The organism is Lysobacter panacisoli, assembly GCF_009765165.1.
Taxonomy (GTDB): domain Bacteria; phylum Pseudomonadota; class Gammaproteobacteria; order Xanthomonadales; family Xanthomonadaceae; genus Lysobacter_J; species Lysobacter_J panacisoli.
In genome coordinates this window covers 2,740,849-2,757,279 of the sequence record NZ_VLNU01000001.1, presented here as the reverse complement: position 1 = coordinate 2,757,279, position 16,431 = coordinate 2,740,849, and the positions used below count along the sequence as shown (strand labels likewise).

Below are 16,431 nucleotides of genomic sequence, written 5' to 3'. Positions count from 1 at the left end.
CGCTCCCTGGGCCGCATCCCGGGACAGAACGCGTTGTAGACATCATCCGGCCACGCCCGTCGCGATGAACCACTACGTCCTCACCCTCTCCTGCCCCGATCGGCCCGGCATCGTCAACGCGGTGACCGGGCACTTGCTGCGCTACGACGGCAACATCCTCGAAGCGCAGCAGTACAACGATCTGGAAACGGACCGCTTCTTCATGCGGACCGTGTTCGCACTGGCGCCGGAGTCCCATGCCGACGCACACAACGAGTTCGACCGGCTCGCCAAGGCGTTCCGCATGCGCTGGGCGCTGCGCGATCGCGGTACGCCGCGGCGGGTCATGCTGCTGGCGTCGAAGTTCGATCATTGTCTTGCCGACGTGTTGTACCGCTGGCGCATCGGCGAGCTGCCGATGGAGATCACCGCCGTGGTCGCCAACCATCCGCGCGAAACGTACCGGCATCTCGACTTCGACGGCATCCCGTTCCACCACCTGCCTGTCGAGAAAGGCGACAAGGTCGGGCAGGAAGCACAACTGTGGTCGCTGATCGAGCACACCGGCACCGAGCTGGTCGTGCTCGCGCGCTACATGCAGGTGCTGTCGAAGGAGCTTTCGACGAAGCTCGCCGGACGCTGCATCAACATCCACCACTCGTTCCTGCCCGGCTTCAAGGGCGCGCGTCCGTACCACCAGGCGCACGCACGCGGGGTCAAGCTGATCGGCGCGACCGCGCATTTCGTCACCGCCGACCTCGACGAAGGCCCGATCATCGAGCAGGACACGCAGCGTGTGAGCCACCACGACACGCCCGCCGACCTGATCCGCATCGGCCGCGACATCGAGCGCCGCGTACTCGCGCAGGCACTGCGCTACTGGCTCGACGACCGCATCCTGCTCAACGGACACCGCACGGTGGTGTTCGCGGTGTGAATGAACGCGCGTTGTCGCGATCGACACGCAGCCAAGCGTACGCTCGCGCCATGACCGCGGCGCGCTGGATTCCACTGATCTGGCTGGGCATGGTCGTCGTCTCGACGGCCGTGGCGGGATGGGTGGTGCTCTGGCATCGCCTGACCACGCAGGAGACCGCAACGCGGTTGCAGCAGGGCTTCGACGCGCTGCTCTTCGACACACCCGTCGGCCGCGTCAGCGGCGATACGCTGACCGTGGTGAAGATCGCCTACCGGCTCGACGAGGCATCGCCCGAGCTGCATCCGCGCGGAGGACCGGAAGGCTGGGATTCGCTGTGGTACGCGAGTGGCCCGGGACCGAGCTACTTCCTCGCGGTGTGTCGGGTCGACATGGAATCGCGCTCGCCCTCGCCACGCTGGAACGTGCGTGAGCTCGACGAATCGCACATGCGCACCGCGCTCGAAGGCGACCGGCGCGCGGAGATGCTCGCGTTTGGCGAGGCGATCGAAGCTTGAGTCAGGCGCGCTCCAGCGCGTCCGCCAATCGCTCCACCGCGATCACCTCCATGTCGCCGACGCGCCCGCTCTTGGGCGCGTTCGACTTCGGCACGATCGCGCGCTTGAAACCGTGCGTGGCGGCTTCCTTCAAACGCTCCTCGCCGTTCGGCACGGGACGGATCTCGCCCGAGAGTCCGACCTCACCGAAGGCCACGGTCTGCTCCGCCAGCGGACGATCGCGCAGCGACGACAGCACCGCCAGCAGCACCGGCAGGTCCGCCGCCGTTTCCTGCACGCGGATGCCGCCGACCACGTTGACGAACACGTCCTGGTCGCCAACGCCGATGCCGCCGTGTCGATGCAGCACGGCCAGCAGCATCGCGAGGCGGTTGCTTTCCATGCCGACCGCGACGCGGCGCGGATTCGAGAGCGGCGAGGCATCGACCAGCGCCTGCACTTCCACCAGCAGCGGACGCGTGCCTTCGCGCGTGACCATCACGCAGCTGCCCGGCTGCGGGCGCTCGCTTCCGGACAGGAAGATCGCCGAAGGATTCGGCACTTCGCGCAGGCCCTTTTCGCCCATCGCGAACACGCCCAGTTCGTTGACCGCGCCGAAGCGGTTCTTGAACGCGCGCAGCACGCGGAAGCGGCTGCCGCTCTCGCCTTCGAAATACAGCACGGCATCGACCATGTGTTCGAGCACACGCGGGCCGGCGATGCCGCCTTCCTTGGTGACGTGGCCGACCAGGAACACCGCGGTGCCGGTTTCCTTGGCGTAGCGCACCAGTCGCGCGGCACTCTCGCGCACCTGGCTCACCGAGCCCGGCGCGGCGCTGAGTTCTTCCGTCCACAGCGTCTGGATGGAGTCGGCGACGATCAGGCCGGGACGCATCTTCGCGGCGTGTTCCAGCACGCGTTCCACGCCGGTTTCGGCGAGCGCGTGGACACCATCGACGGGAACGCCCAGGCGCGAGGCGCGACCGGCGACCTGCGCCAGCGATTCCTCGCCAGTGACGTACAGCCCGGGCAGCGTGCCCGCCATCCTGCTGATGGCCTGCAGCAACAACGTGGATTTACCGATGCCAGGATCGCCGCCGACCAGCACCACCGAGCCGTGCACGAGGCCACCGCCGAGCACGCGGTCGAACTCGCCGATGCCGGTGCTGACGCGATCTTCCTCGGTATGGCGCACGTCCTTGAGCGCGGTGACGGCCGGCGCGTCGGCCTTGCCCGCCCAGCTGCCACGACGGCTCGCCGCAACGCTGGCGCCCTTCGCGGCCGGCTCGACGACGAACTCGCTCAGGGTGTTCCAGGCCCCGCATTCGGCGCACTGCCCTTGCCACTTGTTGTGATCGGCCCCGCATTCGGAGCAGACGTAGGCGGTGCGGGCCTTGGTGGCGGTCTTGCTGGCGAGCTTGGACATGGAGGCGGGCGCGGAAACGATGCCGCACTGTACCCGGCCGGCGTCGCACGGTGCGAGACCGAGCAGCGGGCGACGCCGCTGCTCCGGTCGCGAGCCCTCAGGCTGCGTTGGGCAGGTGGAATTCCGGATAGAACGCGCGCAGCTCCTGCTCCGGCACGCCGAGCAGTCCGCTGACATCGTTCTGCGGAACGATGCTATAGCCGCGAGCGTCGATGTCCTTGGCGATGCCCTGCCAGTCCAGGCGCGGCACGACGACTTCGCTGTCGACCGTCCAGCCGAACCGCACGTCGCCCAGCACGCCCATTTCCTCATCCGGCAAAGGTGCGCCGCTCGGCGCAACCACGAAACCCTCTTCCTTCCCCACCACGAAGACGTCCACTCGCATGGTCAACACCTTGTCGATACCCCTACGGAAAACTGGCGGGCATGTTGGCGATCCATCCGCTAAAGAACGGTGAACGCCTGATTGCATCTGAATGAAATATTCAGTGCGGGTGTTTCTGGCGACGTTATGCGTGGCGGTCGCGTAGCCCCTCTTCCGCCCTTTGCGCACGCAAAACTGACAGGGACAGGTCTGACCCGGTTGGAACATCCGCACGACGCGCGACCGACAGGGCGATCAAGGCCCCCGCAGACCCGGCGAAGGCGCAAAAAAAGACCCGCTTTCGCGGGCCTTCAAAGAAAACTGGTGCCGGAAATAGGAATCGAACCTACGACCTACGCATTACGAATGCGCCGCTCTACCAACTGAGCTATTCCGGCGAAGGGACGAGATTGTAGGGCGACCGGGAGAACCGGTCAATCGATGCAGGACTTTGCCGAATCTGGCGTTGCGATTTGCCCTATGCGCCGACGCCCCTTACCCTCCATGACGCGCGCGCCATTCATCAACGGCCGCCAGGCCCCGCGGGGAATACCGGGGCCGCCCCCATCCGCACCCAGGGAGATATCAAATGCGCAGTGCCGTGCTTTTTGCTGTCCTTCTGCTGGCCTCGTTGCCGGCATTCTCCAGCGATGTGAAACCCACCGAAGACGCCAAGACGATCCTGGCGCAGCAGGCGGAAATCCGTGCCGAAGCGCTCGCCGGCAAGGGCCGTTACAAGGATATGAACGAGGCACAGCGCGCGGTGCTGTTCAACCACCAGGACACCGTGACTCGCCTCCTGCAAGGCGTCGACAGCACGGCGAACCTGCCGGAGAACGACAAGCTGGCCGCGTTCAACGCGCTGGAAGCGATCGAAGCGATCGTGAACAAGGCCGAGGACGAGCGCATGGTCTGCGTGCGGGAAAAGCCGCTCGGCAGCAACCGTCCGGAGCGCGTGTGCAAGACCGTCGCGCAGCGGCGCGCGGAGAAGCAGAAGGCGGATGGCGCCGTGCGGAGCACGACGACCTGCCAGGACGGCTTCAACGGCGGGTTCTGCAACAACTGATGCGAGTGTCGCGCGCGGGGTTCCATCGGGAATCCCGCGTCGCTTGCGCATGATGCGCCAGCGGAACGGTCAGTCGACCAGGCGCAGCCGCAGTTCCTTCGGCAGCGCGAACACCATGTCCTCGGGTTCGCCGGACAGCTCGCCCACGTGCCCGGCACCGAGTTCGTGCAGGCGCTCGATCACGCCACGTACCAGCACTTCAGGCGCGGACGCACCGGCGGTCACGCCGATCCGCTTGCGACCCTGCACCCATGCGGGGTTGATCTCGACCGCGCCGTCGATGAGATAGGCCTCCACGCCCTCGCGCTCGGCGAGTTCACGCAGGCGGTTGGAGTTGGAGCTGTTCACCGAACCGACCACCAACACCAGGTCGCATTGCGCGGCCAGTTCGCGCACGGCGTCCTGGCGGTTCTGCGTGGCGTAGCAGATGTCGTCGTTCTTCGGGCCCTGGATCGCCGGGAACTTCGCGCGCAGCGCTTCGATCACGCCGCGCGTGTCGTCCACCGACAGCGTGGTCTGGGTCGTGTAGGCGACGTTCTCGGGCTGGTCGATCTGCAGCGCGGCGACGTCGTCGTTGTCCTCGACGAGGTAGATCCGGCCGGAGCCCGCTTCGCGGCGCCACTGGCCCATCGTGCCCTCGACCTCGGGATGGCCTTCGTGGCCGATCAGCACAACGTCGCGGCCGGCGCGGCAATGGCGCGAGACTTCCAGATGCACCTTCGTCACCAGCGGGCAGGTCGCATCGAACACCTTCAACCCGCGCCGCTCGGCTTCGTCGCGCACGGCCTTGGACACGCCATGCGCGCTGAAGATCACCGTCGCGCCATCGGGCACTTCGTCGAGTTCCTCGACGAAGATCGCGCCGCGATGCTTGAGGTCGTCGACCACGAAGCGGTTGTGCACGACTTCGTGGCGCACGTAGATGGGCGCGCCGAGGGTTTCGATGGCGCGCTTGACGATCTCGATCGCGCGATCGACGCCGGCACAGAAACCACGGGGATTGGCGAGCAGGATGTCCATGTTCGGCATTGTACCGTGCGGTTGCCGCTTACCTGGCCGGAGCCGAGGGCTTGGTGAACAGGCCGAACAGCGCGATGCCGATGGCGCCGCCGACGATGGCCGTGTCGGCCACGTTGAACGCGGGCCAATAGTGGTCGCGCCAGTGCCACTGGATGAAGTCGACCACGTGCCCGTGCAGGAAGCGGTCGATCACGTTGCCCAGCGCACCGCCGATCACCAGCGAATACGGCAGCGCGCTCTTCCAGTCGCGCCGCGGCGTCCGCGACAGCCAGAAGCCGAGCAGGCCGCAGATGCCGATCGCCAGCGAAATGAAGAAGTACTTCTGCCAGCCACCGGCGTCGCTGAGGAAACTGAACGCCGCGCCGGTGTTGTAGGTGCGGTACCAGTTCCAGAAGCCTTCGATCACAGGGATCGCCGTGTATTCGGGCAGCGAGGAGAGCACCCACTGCTTGGTGATCTGGTCGAGCACGATCACCGCCAGCGACAACGCCAGCCACGACAACGCGTTGGGGCGAACCGGCGCCATCAGAACCACTCCCGATGTTCGCCTTCGCCCGTCACGTTGACCACGCAACGGCCGCACAGCTCCGGATGCGCGGCATCGCTGCCCACGTCGCCGCGGTACTGCCAGCAGCGCACGCACTTGGTCTTGGTGGTCGGCGTGGCCAGTACGGCGATGTCCTTGATCGCATCGTCGGCGACCACTTCGACATCGCCGCTGATGAACAGGAAGCGCAGCTCATCGGCGAACGGGGCCAGCCAGTTCTGGTCGGCGACTCCGGCCTTCAGGCTGATCTCCGCTTCCAGCGCGGCGCCGATCTCGCCCGCGGCGCGCATCGGTTCCAGCGTGCGGCTGACTTCCTCGCGCAGCGCGAGCAGGCGGTCGAAATCCTCCGCCGACAGCGGCGCGTCTTCCGGCAGCACGGCCAGGCCGTCGTACCAGGTGGCGAACAGCACGTTGTCCTCGCGCGGACCGCGCTCGGTGGTGGCTGGCAGATGGCGCCACATCTCGTCGGCGGTGAAGGCCAGGATCGGCGTGATCCAGCGCACGAACGCTTCGGCGATGCGGTACATCGCGCTCTGCGCCGAACGGCGACCGCGCGAATCTTCCGGCATCGTGTAGAGCCGGTCCTTGGTCACGTCGAGGTAGAGCGAACCCAGGTCGACGCTGCAGAAGTTGGACAGCGCCTGCACGATCTCGGCGAAGTCGTAGCGTTCGTACGCGCTGGCGATGCGGTCCTGCAGCAACGCTGCGCGATGCACGATCCAGCGGTCTAGCGCGACCATGTCCTCGAGCGGACGCAGGTGCGTGGCCGGCTCGAAGCCGTTGAGGTTGGCGAGCAGGAAGCGCGCGGTGTTGCGCACTCGACGGTAGACGTCTGAGGTGCGCTTGAGGATGTTGTCCGACACCGACATCTCGTTGCGGTAGTCGGTCGCGGCGATCCACAGGCGCAGCACGTCGGCGCCCATCGCGTTGATGACCTTCTGCGGCTCGACGGTGTTGCCGAGCGACTTCGACATCTTCTTGCCCTGCTCGTCCACGGTGAAACCGTGGGTGAGCACCTGCCGGTACGGCGCGACGCCGTCCATCGCCACGCCGGTCAGCAGCGAGCTGTGGAACCAGCCGCGATGCTGGTCGGAGCCTTCCAGGTACAGGTCGGCCGGCTTGTGCAGGCCGTCCTGCGGACGCGCGGCGAGCACGCATTCGTGGCTGACGCCGGAATCGAACCAGACGTCGAGGATGTCGGTGACCTTCTCGTACTGCGCGGCCTCGTCGCCTAGCAGTTCCTCGGCGGTCATCGCGTACCAAGCATCGGCGCCGGCCTGCTCTACGCGATCGGCGACCTTGCGCATCAGTTCCGGAGAGCGCGGATGCACCTCGCCCGTCTCGCGATGGAAGAACAGCGCGATCGGCACGCCCCAGAAACGCTGGCGCGAGATCGTCCAGTCCGGACGACCTTCGATCATGTTGTAGATGCGCGCTTCGCCCCACTCCGGCACCCAGCTCACCTGGCCGATCTCGCGCAGCGCATCGGCGCGCAGGTTGGCCTGTTCCATCGAGATGAACCACTGCGGCGTGGCGCGGAACACCACCGGCTTCTTGTGGCGCCAGCAGTGCGGATAGCTGTGCTTGAGCTTGTGCGCGGCAAGCAGGTGGCCGCTCGCGCGCAGCACGTCGACCAGCACGTCGTTGGCCTTCCAGATGTGCAGTCCGGCCAGCACGATGCCGTCCGCCGGCGGCGTCGACGGCAGGTACAGGCCGTGCGCATCGACCGGGTTGATCTGCGCGGCGGTGTAGCGGTCCATCAGGCCGTACTTCAGACCGACCGCATAGTCTTCCTGGCCGTGGCCCGGCGCGGTGTGGACCATGCCGGTGCCGTCCTCGGCCGACACGTGGTCGCCGACGAGCACCGGGATGTCGCGCTCGGGGTAGAACGGATGCTGCATGACCTGGTTTTCGAGACCACTGCCCAGCGCGCGGCCAAGCACGACGACCTCATCGACGCCGTAACGCGACAGCGCCTTGCCGGCCAGCGCTTCGGCCAACACGAGCAGGCGACGTCCACCGTCCGCCGTGCGCGGACCTTCGACCAGCACATAGTCGAGGTCGGGACCGACGCTGATCGCCAGGCTCGCCGGCAGCGTCCACGGCGTGGTCGTCCAGATCGGCATCGCAACGCGCACGCCGTCATCGACGCTCGTGCCGAACACGCGCGCCAGCGCATGCGGATCGCGCGCATCGTAGGCGACGTCGATCGCGGGCGATTCCTTGTCGGCGTATTCGATTTCCGCCTCGGCCAGCGCCGAGCCGCATTCGAAGCACCAGTGCACCGGCTTGGCGCCGCGCACGAGGTGGCCGCGCTCCACGATCTTCGCCAGCGAACGCATGATGTCCGCCTCGTAGCGGAAATCCATCGTGCGGTACGGGTTGTCCCAGTCGCCGACGACGCCCAGGCGCTTGAAGTCGCGACGCTGCAGTTCGATCTGCTCGGCGGCGTACTCGCGGCACTTCTCGCGGAACTGGCTCGCGTCGAGCTTCTCGCCGACCTTGCCGAACTTCTTCTCGACCTGGTGTTCGATCGGCAGGCCGTGGCAGTCCCAGCCCGGCACGTAGGGCGCGTCGAAGCCGGCAAGCAGCTTCGACTTCACCACGATGTCCTTGAGCACCTTGTTGACCGCGTGACCAAGGTGGATCACGCCGTTGGCGTACGGCGGACCGTCGTGCAGCACGAAACTGCGCTCGCGGTTCGACACGTTCTCGCGGATTCGCTGATACAGGCCTTCGCTTTCCCAGCGAGCCAGCGTTTCCGGTTCGCGCTTGGGCAGATCGCCGCGCATCGGGAATTCCGTCGCGGGAAGATGCAGGGTGGCTTTGTACTGGTTCGTGTCTTGGGTGGTCACAGCGTCACTCAGGCGAAGGCGTTTTGTCGTTGGGTCGCGTGGTTCGAAAGGATCCCGCGCGCCTGTTCGGCATCGCGATGCATCTGCGCGGTCAGCGCCGGCAGATCGGAAAACTTGAGTTCATCGCGCAGCTTGGCGACGAACTCGACCTGGATGCGGCGCCCGTAGAGGTCGCCGTCGAAGTCGAACAGGTGCGCTTCGAGCAGCGGCTCCACGCCGTCGACCGTGGGCCGCGTTCCCAGGCTCGACACCGATGCGCGCGGTCGATCGCCGACACCGTGCACCCAGGTCGCATAGATGCCCGACAGCGCCGGCGTGCGTCCGCCGAAACGCAGGTTCGCCGTGGGAAAACCCAGCGTGCGTCCCAGCTGCTTGCCCTGCACGACATGCCCGCCGATCGCGTACGGTCGGCCGAGGAAGCGCGTCGCGGTGGCGAAATCGCCCGCGCGCAACGCTTCGCGGATGCGGGTGGCCGACACGCGTTCGCCGTCGAGCAGCACCGGTTCGATCTCGCCTGCGACGAAGCCGTGCGTCGCGCCCAGCGCGTGCAGCACGCCGATGTCGCCGGAACGCGCCTTGCCGAAACGGAACTCCGGACCGACCCACACTTCGCTTGCGCGCAACCGCCCGACCAGCACGCGTTCGACGAACTCCTGCGCCGACAGACTGGCGAAGCGACGATCGAAACGCAGCAGGCCGACCTGGTCCACGCCCAGCGCGAACAGTCCCTCGGCCTTGCCACGCGGCAGCAGCAGGCGCGGCGGCGGTTCCGACGGCGCAAAGAACTCTCGCGGCAACGGCTCGAAGCTCAGCGCGATCGAAGGAACACCAATCGCGCGGGCACGCGCAAGGGTGTGGCGCACCAGCGCCTGGTGCCCAAGGTGCAGGCCGTCGAATGCGCCGATGCAGACCACACTGCCGTGCGGGCTCCGGGGCCCGCCCTCGACGTCTCGAAACAGCCTGCTCATCGGTTTGAAGTATAGCCGTGAAGGTCCGTTGCCAAGGCAGCGTCCCTCATCCTCAGTGCTCGCGCAGGTCGCGAGGACGGAATCCCATCGCGGCCAGCGCCACCAGGTAGACCAGTCCGCCGCCGCACACCAGCACCGCGAGATAGCCGATCCGGGCCCATTGCCCGATCGCGGTGAACTCCGGCGCCCAGTGCAGGCCCGCCAGCAGTGCCGCGGTCATCGCCACGCAGGCCACGAACAGGCGGACCAGGTAACGCATCCAGCCGGGCTGGCGTTCGTAGACACCGGCCTTGCGCAGCCAGTGCCACAGCAGCGCGAGGTTGAGGTAACTCGCCGCCGCGCTGGCGAAACCCAGTGCCATGTGCAGGCCCGGCGTGTGTTCCAGCGCCCACATCACCCCGCGCCCACGCGCTTCCGGCGTCGTCCACAGCAGGTACAGCACCCACAGGAACACGACGTTGAGGATCATGTTCGCGATCAGCGAGGCGATGCCCGCACGCACCGGCGTGCGCGTGTCCTGACGTGCGTAGAACGCCGGCAGCACGATCTTCACCAGCGCGAAGGCCGGCAGGCCGAAGCTCAGGCCGAACACCGACATGGCCGCCATCTGCGTGTCGAACGCGGTGAACTTGCCGCGCTGGAACAGCGTCGCCACGAGCGGCTCGGCGAGGAACATCAGGCCCAGCATCGCCGGCACGGCGATCAGCAGCGTGGTGCGCAGGCCCCAGTCGAGCGCCTTCGAGAAGCCCTCGCGATCCGTCTTGACGTGGTGCCGCGACAGCACCGGCAGGATCACCGTACCCAGCGCGACGCCGAACACGCCCAGCGGCAATTCGAGGAAGCGGTCCGCCTGCGAGAGCCACGTCTGCGAACCGACGAACAGCAGCGAGGCGATCACCGTGTCCAGCAGCAGGTTGATCTGCGCGACCGAGGAACCGAACAGCGTCGGCACCATCAGCTTCATCACCTTGCGCACGTCCGGGTGGCTCCAACCCCACTTCGGCAGCGTCAGCAGGTTGAGCTTGCGCAGCGCCGGCAACTGGAACACCAGCTGCGCGATGCCGCCCAGCAGCACCGCCCAGCCCAGCGCGAGGATCGGCACGTCCAGGTGCGGCGCGAGCCACAACGCGCCGGCGATCATGAAAAGGTTGAGGATCACCGGCGTGAACGCCGGCAGGCCGAATCGATGGAAGCTGTTTAACGCACCGCCCGCCAGCGCGGTCAGCGACACGAACAGGATGAAGGGGAACGTCAGCCGCAGCAGGTCGACGGTCAGGCCGAACTTCTGCGGGTTGTCGAGCGCGCCCGGGCTGAAGACCGCGGCGATCTGCGGTGTGAAGATCAACCCCAGCGCGGTGACGACCAGCAGGATGCCGCCGAGCGTGCCGGATACGCGGGCGACCAGTTCCTTGAGGTCCTCGTGCGCGCGGGTTTCCTTGATCTCCGTGAAAACCGGAACGAACGCCGTCGAAAACGACCCTTCCGCGAACAGGCGCCGCATGAAGTTGGGGATCCGGAACGCAACCCAGAAGGCGTCGGTGCCGGCATTGGCGCCGAAGGCCTGATTGATGGCGATGTCCCGGACCAGGCCCAGCACCCGCGAGACCATTGTCATGCTGCTGAAGGACAGCAGCCCCCTGAGCATCCTCGGCGCGGTCACGCTTGCCCCCTCGAACCCTTGCAGTTGACGCAACCCACTGAATCCTCCATACTTTCCTGTCTGACTGTCCCCAGCTCCAATTCTCTTACCCTACTAGTTTTCAGGAATTCGCCGTGGCAAACATCAAGTCCGCCAAAAAGCGCGCCAAGCAGACCGTCGTCCGCAATGCCCGCAACGCCAGCCAGCGTTCGATGCTGCGTACCGCTGTGAAGAAGGTGCTCAAGGCCCTGGGCGAGAACGACGCCGCCGGCGCCGAGACCGCCTTCGCCGTCGCTCAGCCGATCCTCGATCGCTTCAGCTCGCGTGGTCTCATCCACAAGAACAAGGCCGCCCGTCACAAGGCTCGCCTGAACGCCCGCATCAAGGCGCTCAAGGCTGCCTGATCCGGCGGTCGCGCGGACGGAGCGTCGCCTCGCGGCGCCCTCCCCGTCCAGCGCGGCAGCAAACAAAAACCCGGCGAATGCCGGGTTTTTTGTTGCCTGCGCACTCGGCTCAGAGTGCCGCATGGCCGTCTTCCGCACGAGCGCGCTCCAGTGCGTCCTCGCGCTGGCGATCGAAGAAGGCCATCACGTCCAGCATGATCGGCCAGGTGCCTTCGCGGCTGATGGCCGAGACCATGTACCAGCGGTCCTTCCAGCCAAGCTCGTCGATGATGGCCTTGGCCGCGGCCTGCTGCTCTTCCTCCAGCAGCAGGTCGGCCTTGTTGAGCACCAGCCAGCGCGGCTTGTCCAGCAGCTCGGGATCGTGCTTCTCCAGCTCGTGCTCGATCGCGCGCACCTGCTCGGCCGGGCTCACGCCCTCCACGCCGCCTTCCATCGGCGCGATATCCACCAGGTGCAGCAGCAGGCGCGTGCGCTGCAGGTGCTTGAGGAACTGCGTGCCCAGGCCCGCGCCTTCGGCCGCGCCTTCGATCAGGCCCGGGATGTCGGCGATGACGAAGCTCCGATGCGCTTCGACACTGACGACGCCCAGGTTGGGATACAGCGTGGTGAACGGATAGTCCGCGACCTTCGGCGTCGCTGCCGAGACGGCGCGGATCAGCGTGCTCTTGCCGGCGTTCGGGAAGCCCAGCAGGCCGACGTCGGCCAGCAGCTTCAGCTCAAGCTTGAGCACGCGCTCTTCGCCCGGCAAACCGGGCAGCGCCTTGCGCGGCGAGCGGTTCACCGAACTCTTGAAATGCATGTTGCCCAGACCGCCCTTGCCGCCCTTCGCGACCAGCAGGCGTTCGCCGTGGCGGGTGAGGTCGCCGATGACTTCATCGGTCTCGACGTTGAGGATCACGGTGCCGACCGGCACGGTGATGACCAGATCGTCGCCGGCCTTGCCGTACATCTGCCTACCCATGCCGTTCTCGCCGCGCTTGGCGCGGAACTGCCGCTGGTGGCGGAAGTCGACAAGCGTGTTGAGGTTCTCGTCGGCGAGCAGCCACACGCTGCCGCCATCGCCGCCGTCACCGCCGTCGGGACCGCCGAGCGGAATGAACTTCTCGCGGCGGAATCCGACGCAGCCGTTGCCGCCGTTGCCTGCGCTTACCTGGATTTCGGCTTCGTCGACGAGTTTCATAAGACCGGGATTCGAGATGCGGGATGGAGATTCGATGAAGCAGGAGCAGCGGAACTCTAGCGAAGCACAGGAAAGGGGCGCTTTTGCGAATCCCGAATCCCACACCAGTTCCGACGCTTGAAACGAAAAGCCCCGCCGAAGCGGGGCTCCTCGCGTGCAGCGCGTGGCCGGTTTACTCGGCGACGACGCTGACGGTGCGGCGCTTCTTCGGACCCTTGGTCGAGAACTCGACCTTGCCGTCGACCAGCGCGAACAGGGTGTGATCGCGGCCGAGACCGACGCCGGCGCCCGGATGGAACTGGGTGCCGCGCTGGCGGACGATGATGTTGCCGGCCTCGATGGCCTGGCCGCCGTACATCTTCACGCCGAGGTACTTCGGGTTGGAGTCGCGGCCGTTACGGGTGGAACCTACGCCCTTTTTGTGTGCCATGGCTGCTTCTCCTTCTTAGCCGGCGATGCCGGTGATTTCGATTTCGGTGTAATGCTGACGGTGGCCCATCTGCTTGCGATGGTGCTTGCGGCGACGGAACTTCACGATGCGCACCTTGTCGGCGCGGCCGTGGCCGATCACCTTGGCGGAAACGGTGGCGCCCTTGAGAGCATCGCCAACCTTCACGCCATCGCTGCCGCCCAGCATCAGGACGTTGTCCAGCTTGATCTCGCTGCCGACTTCGACATCGAGCAGCTCGACGCGCAGGGTTTCGCCCTGCATCACGCGGTACTGCTTACCGCCGGTGACTACTACTGCGTACATGACCAGATTCCTCTGTAGTTATTTTGGTCGCCTGCCGCACCCGAAGCGGGCGGACAGAAGCGGAATTGTAGGGGGATCAGGGGCTTGGAGCAAGTCCGCCCACTTCCCCGCGACGGGTCCGCGGGCCCGGCATCGGCCACAGGAAAGCGCTTAATCCCGCACGATTCGGCCCGCATTCAGGTTCGTGAGCGCCGCAGCAAGGATTTGCAGGCCCTTGCAGCGTCATTTTTCTTGGACTACGTTCGCTCGCAGTGAGCGGCTACAGGGCGTCGCTCGCGCCACCGCAGAACGCCACCAGGCCCATGCATCGCATGGACCCCGGGGGCACTCGGCGCGACCAAGGAGGCCCTGTGTCGAACGGATTCCGTCCCACTGCCCGCTCCAGCGCGGGCCCATGCGCCCACGGCGCGTCCTGCCCGACTTCCCACGCCCGCCCTGCTCCGCGCCGTAACGGCCGCGCGATGCGCACCTGCGTCTCCGTCGTCCACGTTTCCACGGCCCACTTCTCCACTTTGTTCCCACGTGCCCACGTGCGACGCGGCGTTGTCCGCGCATGCGGCACACACCCTGTCGCGCGACGCGGATTCCGTCGTCGCTGACCAGCACCCGGCGCCACAGGGGGAGGCGCCGGGCGTTCCTGCAGCAGCCAACAAAGGACGTTGTCATGACTCGCAAAGCACGCACGTTGAAATGGACCGCTCTCGCCATCGCCACCGCGATCCTCGCCGCACCCTCGGCCTATTCCGGCGGCAAGTTGCCGATCGCCAACAAGGTCAAGGTATCCACCCTCTCTCCGCAGGCCGCCAAGGCCGCGAAGCAGCAGCCGCAGCAGTACGACCGCTTCATCATCACCTACCGCTCCGAGGCCAAGCGCCTGAGTGCGGCGGCGGCGAACCAGCAGCTCGCCACGGCAGCCAAGAACCTGAGCATGGGCATCGCGCCGATGCGCACGCTGTCCACCGGCAGCGCGCTGATCCGCACCGACCGCAAGCTCGACAGCGCCGCGACCAAGGCGCTGATGATCGAGCTGATGAAGGATCCGAGCGTGCTCGCGGTCGAACCCGATCGCCTGCGCAAGCCGCTGATGGTGCCCAACGATCCGCTCTACGCGCAGCAGTGGCACTACAAGAACGGCCCCGGTGGCATCAACGCCGAACCGGCATGGGACCTGAGCACCGGCGATGGCGTGGTGGTGGCGGTGCTCGACACCGGCAGCACGCCGCATTCGGAATTGAACAGCCAGTACGTGGCGGGCTACGACTTCATCATCGACACCGAAGTCAGCGTCGACGGCGACGGTCGCGATGCGGATCCGAACGATCCGGGCGACTGGCACGACGGCGAATGCAACATCTTCGGCATCCCCGAGGACAGCAGCTGGCACGGCACGCACGTGGCCGGCACGGTGGCGGCGGCGACCAACAACAACGCCGGCGTGGCGGGCGTGGCGTTCGGCGCGAAGGTGCAGCCGGTGCGCGTGCTCGGCAAGTGCGGCGGCTACGAGTCCGACATCATCGACGCAGTGACCTGGGCCTCCGGCGGCACCGTCGCCGGCGTGCCCGCCAACGCGACGCCGGCCGAGGTGATCAACCTCAGCCTCGGTGGAAGCGGCGCGTGCAGCGTGGCCGAGCAGGCGGCTTACACCGCGGCGAAGGGACGCGGCACCACGGTCGTGGTTTCGGCCGGCAATTCCTCGGCGGATGCGGCCAACTTCTCGCCGGCGAGCTGCAATGACGTCATCACCGTCTCGTCCGTCGGTCCGACCGGCGCGCTGTCGGGCTTCTCGAACTACGGCAACGTCGTCGATGTCGCCGCACCGGGCGGCTCGGGAGTCGCGCCGGCGGCGGACAACATCCTGTCCACGCTGAACCTCGGCCTGCAGGGTCAGGAAGGCGAAGGCTATGCCTGGTACGCCGGCACCTCGATGTCGGCACCGCACGTCTCGGGCGTGATCGCACTGATGCAGTCGGCCGCGCCGACGCCGAAGACGCCGGACCAGATCAAGAAGATCCTGGAGAACACCGCGTACGCATCGGGCGGATTCCCGACCGGCTGCAGCTACAACAAGTACTGCGGCGCGGGCATCATCGACGCGCGTTACGCAGTGGCCGTCGCTGCCGGCACCGAAGCGCTGCCGCCGGACGTCCCGCCGGCTCCGGAACCGCCGCCGGCGATCCAGCTGCAGAACGGCATCACCGTGACCGGCATCCAGGTGCTGGCCGGCGACACCATCCGCTATCAGCTGCTCGTGCCCAACGGCGCGTCGAACCTGCTGTTCGCCATGTACGGCGGCACGGGCGATGCGGACATCTACGTGCGTCGCGGCGCCGAACCGACCCTGACCTCGTACGACTGCCGTCCGTTCACGGCCGGCAACAACGAGAACTGCTTCTTCCCGGCACCGCAGGGCGGCACCTGGTACGTGTGGGTCCGCGGCTTCAGCAACGCCACGGGCGTGTCGCTGTATCCCAGCTTCGTCGACGCCAACTGGCCGCGTTCGGTCGAGGCCGAAGCGATCCAGCTCGCCAACCATCGCACCCAGGTCACGCTCGACTGGACGCACGGCAAGAAGAACATCGACATCTACCGCAACGGCGCCATCCTCAAGACCGTGAAGAACAAGGGCACCGCGACCGATACGTTCCGCATCATCGGCAGCGGCACCATGAGCTACAAGCTCTGCAACAACGGTACGCAGGAATGCGCGGATCCGGTGGAGATCGAGTACGAGTCGCACCGCTGACGCAACACCCGCAGCAACCGAAGGGCCCGGCGTCGCCGGGCCCTTCCTTCTCCCCTCGCCGAACCCGCGATCG

At 66.7% G+C, this 16,431-nt stretch carries 15 protein-coding genes and 1 tRNA gene; 5 read left to right on the top strand and 11 right to left on the bottom strand.

Annotation, left to right across the window (positions count from 1 at the left end; translation table 11 throughout):
* Positions 1-64: 64 nt before the first annotated feature.
* Both purU and FOF45_RS12815 read left to right on the top strand, forming a co-directional pair.
* Entirely contained in the window at positions 65-916 is an 852-nt protein-coding gene (purU, locus tag FOF45_RS12820) for a formyltetrahydrofolate deformylase (protein ID WP_158985462.1), read from the top strand.
* 50 nt (positions 917-966) lie between these two features.
* Positions 967-1,413 carry a hypothetical protein gene (locus tag FOF45_RS12815; RefSeq protein WP_158985460.1) on the top strand — a complete coding sequence of 149 codons (447 nt, stop codon included), beginning with the start codon at positions 967-969 and terminating at the stop codon, positions 1,411-1,413.
* 1 nt (position 1,414) lies between these two features.
* On the opposite strand, the gene radA is transcribed toward FOF45_RS12815, so the two are convergent.
* From radA to FOF45_RS12800, 3 genes are all read right to left on the bottom strand, one after another.
* The gene (gene radA, locus FOF45_RS12810; RefSeq protein WP_158985458.1) at positions 1,415-2,818 is read right to left on the bottom strand and encodes a DNA repair protein RadA; all 1,404 of its coding nucleotides are present in this window, start codon (positions 2,816-2,818) and stop codon (positions 1,415-1,417) included.
* 97 nt (positions 2,819-2,915) lie between these two features.
* Positions 2,916-3,203: a hypothetical protein gene (locus tag FOF45_RS12805; protein ID WP_158985456.1), complete on the bottom strand. Its 288-nt coding sequence runs from the start codon at positions 3,201-3,203 to the stop codon at positions 2,916-2,918.
* A 301-nt stretch (positions 3,204-3,504) separates the two neighbouring features.
* Positions 3,505-3,580, bottom strand: a tRNA-Thr gene (locus FOF45_RS12800).
* A 191-nt stretch (positions 3,581-3,771) separates the two neighbouring features.
* Here FOF45_RS12800 and FOF45_RS12795 point away from each other — a divergent pair.
* Complete coding sequence (locus FOF45_RS12795) at positions 3,772-4,248, top strand: hypothetical protein (RefSeq protein ID WP_158985454.1); 477 nt, start codon at positions 3,772-3,774, stop codon at positions 4,246-4,248.
* Between the two features lie 69 nt (positions 4,249-4,317).
* Here the strand turns inward: FOF45_RS12795 and ispH are convergent, their stop codons facing one another.
* The 5 genes from ispH to murJ all read right to left on the bottom strand — a co-directional run bounded on the left by ispH (position 4,318) and on the right by murJ (position 11,283).
* On the bottom strand, positions 4,318-5,268 hold the full coding sequence (gene ispH / locus FOF45_RS12790; RefSeq protein ID WP_158985452.1) for a 4-hydroxy-3-methylbut-2-enyl diphosphate reductase: 951 nt from the start codon (positions 5,266-5,268) through the stop codon (positions 4,318-4,320).
* 28 nt (positions 5,269-5,296) lie between these two features.
* Complete coding sequence (lspA, locus tag FOF45_RS12785; protein ID WP_158985450.1) at positions 5,297-5,794, bottom strand: signal peptidase II; 498 nt, start codon at positions 5,792-5,794, stop codon at positions 5,297-5,299.
* Positions 5,794-8,607: an isoleucine--tRNA ligase gene (ileS, locus tag FOF45_RS12780; protein ID WP_233264230.1), complete on the bottom strand. Its 2,814-nt coding sequence runs from the start codon at positions 8,605-8,607 to the stop codon at positions 5,794-5,796. The genes lspA and ileS overlap by 1 nt, the downstream gene beginning before the upstream one ends.
* A gap of 71 nt (positions 8,608-8,678) precedes the next feature.
* Complete coding sequence (locus tag FOF45_RS12775) at positions 8,679-9,638, bottom strand: bifunctional riboflavin kinase/FAD synthetase (RefSeq protein ID WP_158985447.1); 960 nt, start codon at positions 9,636-9,638, stop codon at positions 8,679-8,681.
* A gap of 52 nt (positions 9,639-9,690) precedes the next feature.
* Entirely contained in the window at positions 9,691-11,283 is a 1,593-nt protein-coding gene (gene murJ, locus FOF45_RS12770; RefSeq protein WP_158987491.1) for a murein biosynthesis integral membrane protein MurJ, read from the bottom strand.
* A gap of 128 nt (positions 11,284-11,411) precedes the next feature.
* Between murJ and rpsT the strand changes: the two genes are divergently transcribed.
* On the top strand, positions 11,412-11,681 hold the full coding sequence (gene rpsT / locus FOF45_RS12765) for a 30S ribosomal protein S20 (protein WP_137833401.1): 270 nt from the start codon (positions 11,412-11,414) through the stop codon (positions 11,679-11,681).
* 109 nt (positions 11,682-11,790) lie between these two features.
* On the opposite strand, the gene obgE is transcribed toward rpsT, so the two are convergent.
* The 3 genes from obgE to rplU form a co-directional block, all read right to left on the bottom strand.
* Positions 11,791-12,861, bottom strand: coding sequence for a GTPase ObgE (gene obgE, locus FOF45_RS12760; protein WP_158985445.1), 1,071 nt, complete (start codon positions 12,859-12,861; stop codon positions 11,791-11,793).
* Between the two features lie 172 nt (positions 12,862-13,033).
* Positions 13,034-13,291: a 50S ribosomal protein L27 gene (gene rpmA, locus FOF45_RS12755; protein ID WP_158985443.1), complete on the bottom strand. Its 258-nt coding sequence runs from the start codon at positions 13,289-13,291 to the stop codon at positions 13,034-13,036.
* 15 nt (positions 13,292-13,306) lie between these two features.
* Positions 13,307-13,615: a 50S ribosomal protein L21 gene (gene rplU, locus FOF45_RS12750; RefSeq protein ID WP_137833398.1), complete on the bottom strand. Its 309-nt coding sequence runs from the start codon at positions 13,613-13,615 to the stop codon at positions 13,307-13,309.
* Between the two features lie 664 nt (positions 13,616-14,279).
* On the opposite strand from rplU, the gene FOF45_RS12745 reads away from it, so the two are divergent.
* Positions 14,280-16,358 carry a S8 family peptidase gene (locus FOF45_RS12745; RefSeq protein ID WP_158985441.1) on the top strand — a complete coding sequence of 693 codons (2,079 nt, stop codon included), beginning with the start codon at positions 14,280-14,282 and terminating at the stop codon, positions 16,356-16,358.
* Positions 16,359-16,431 lie beyond the last annotated feature (73 nt).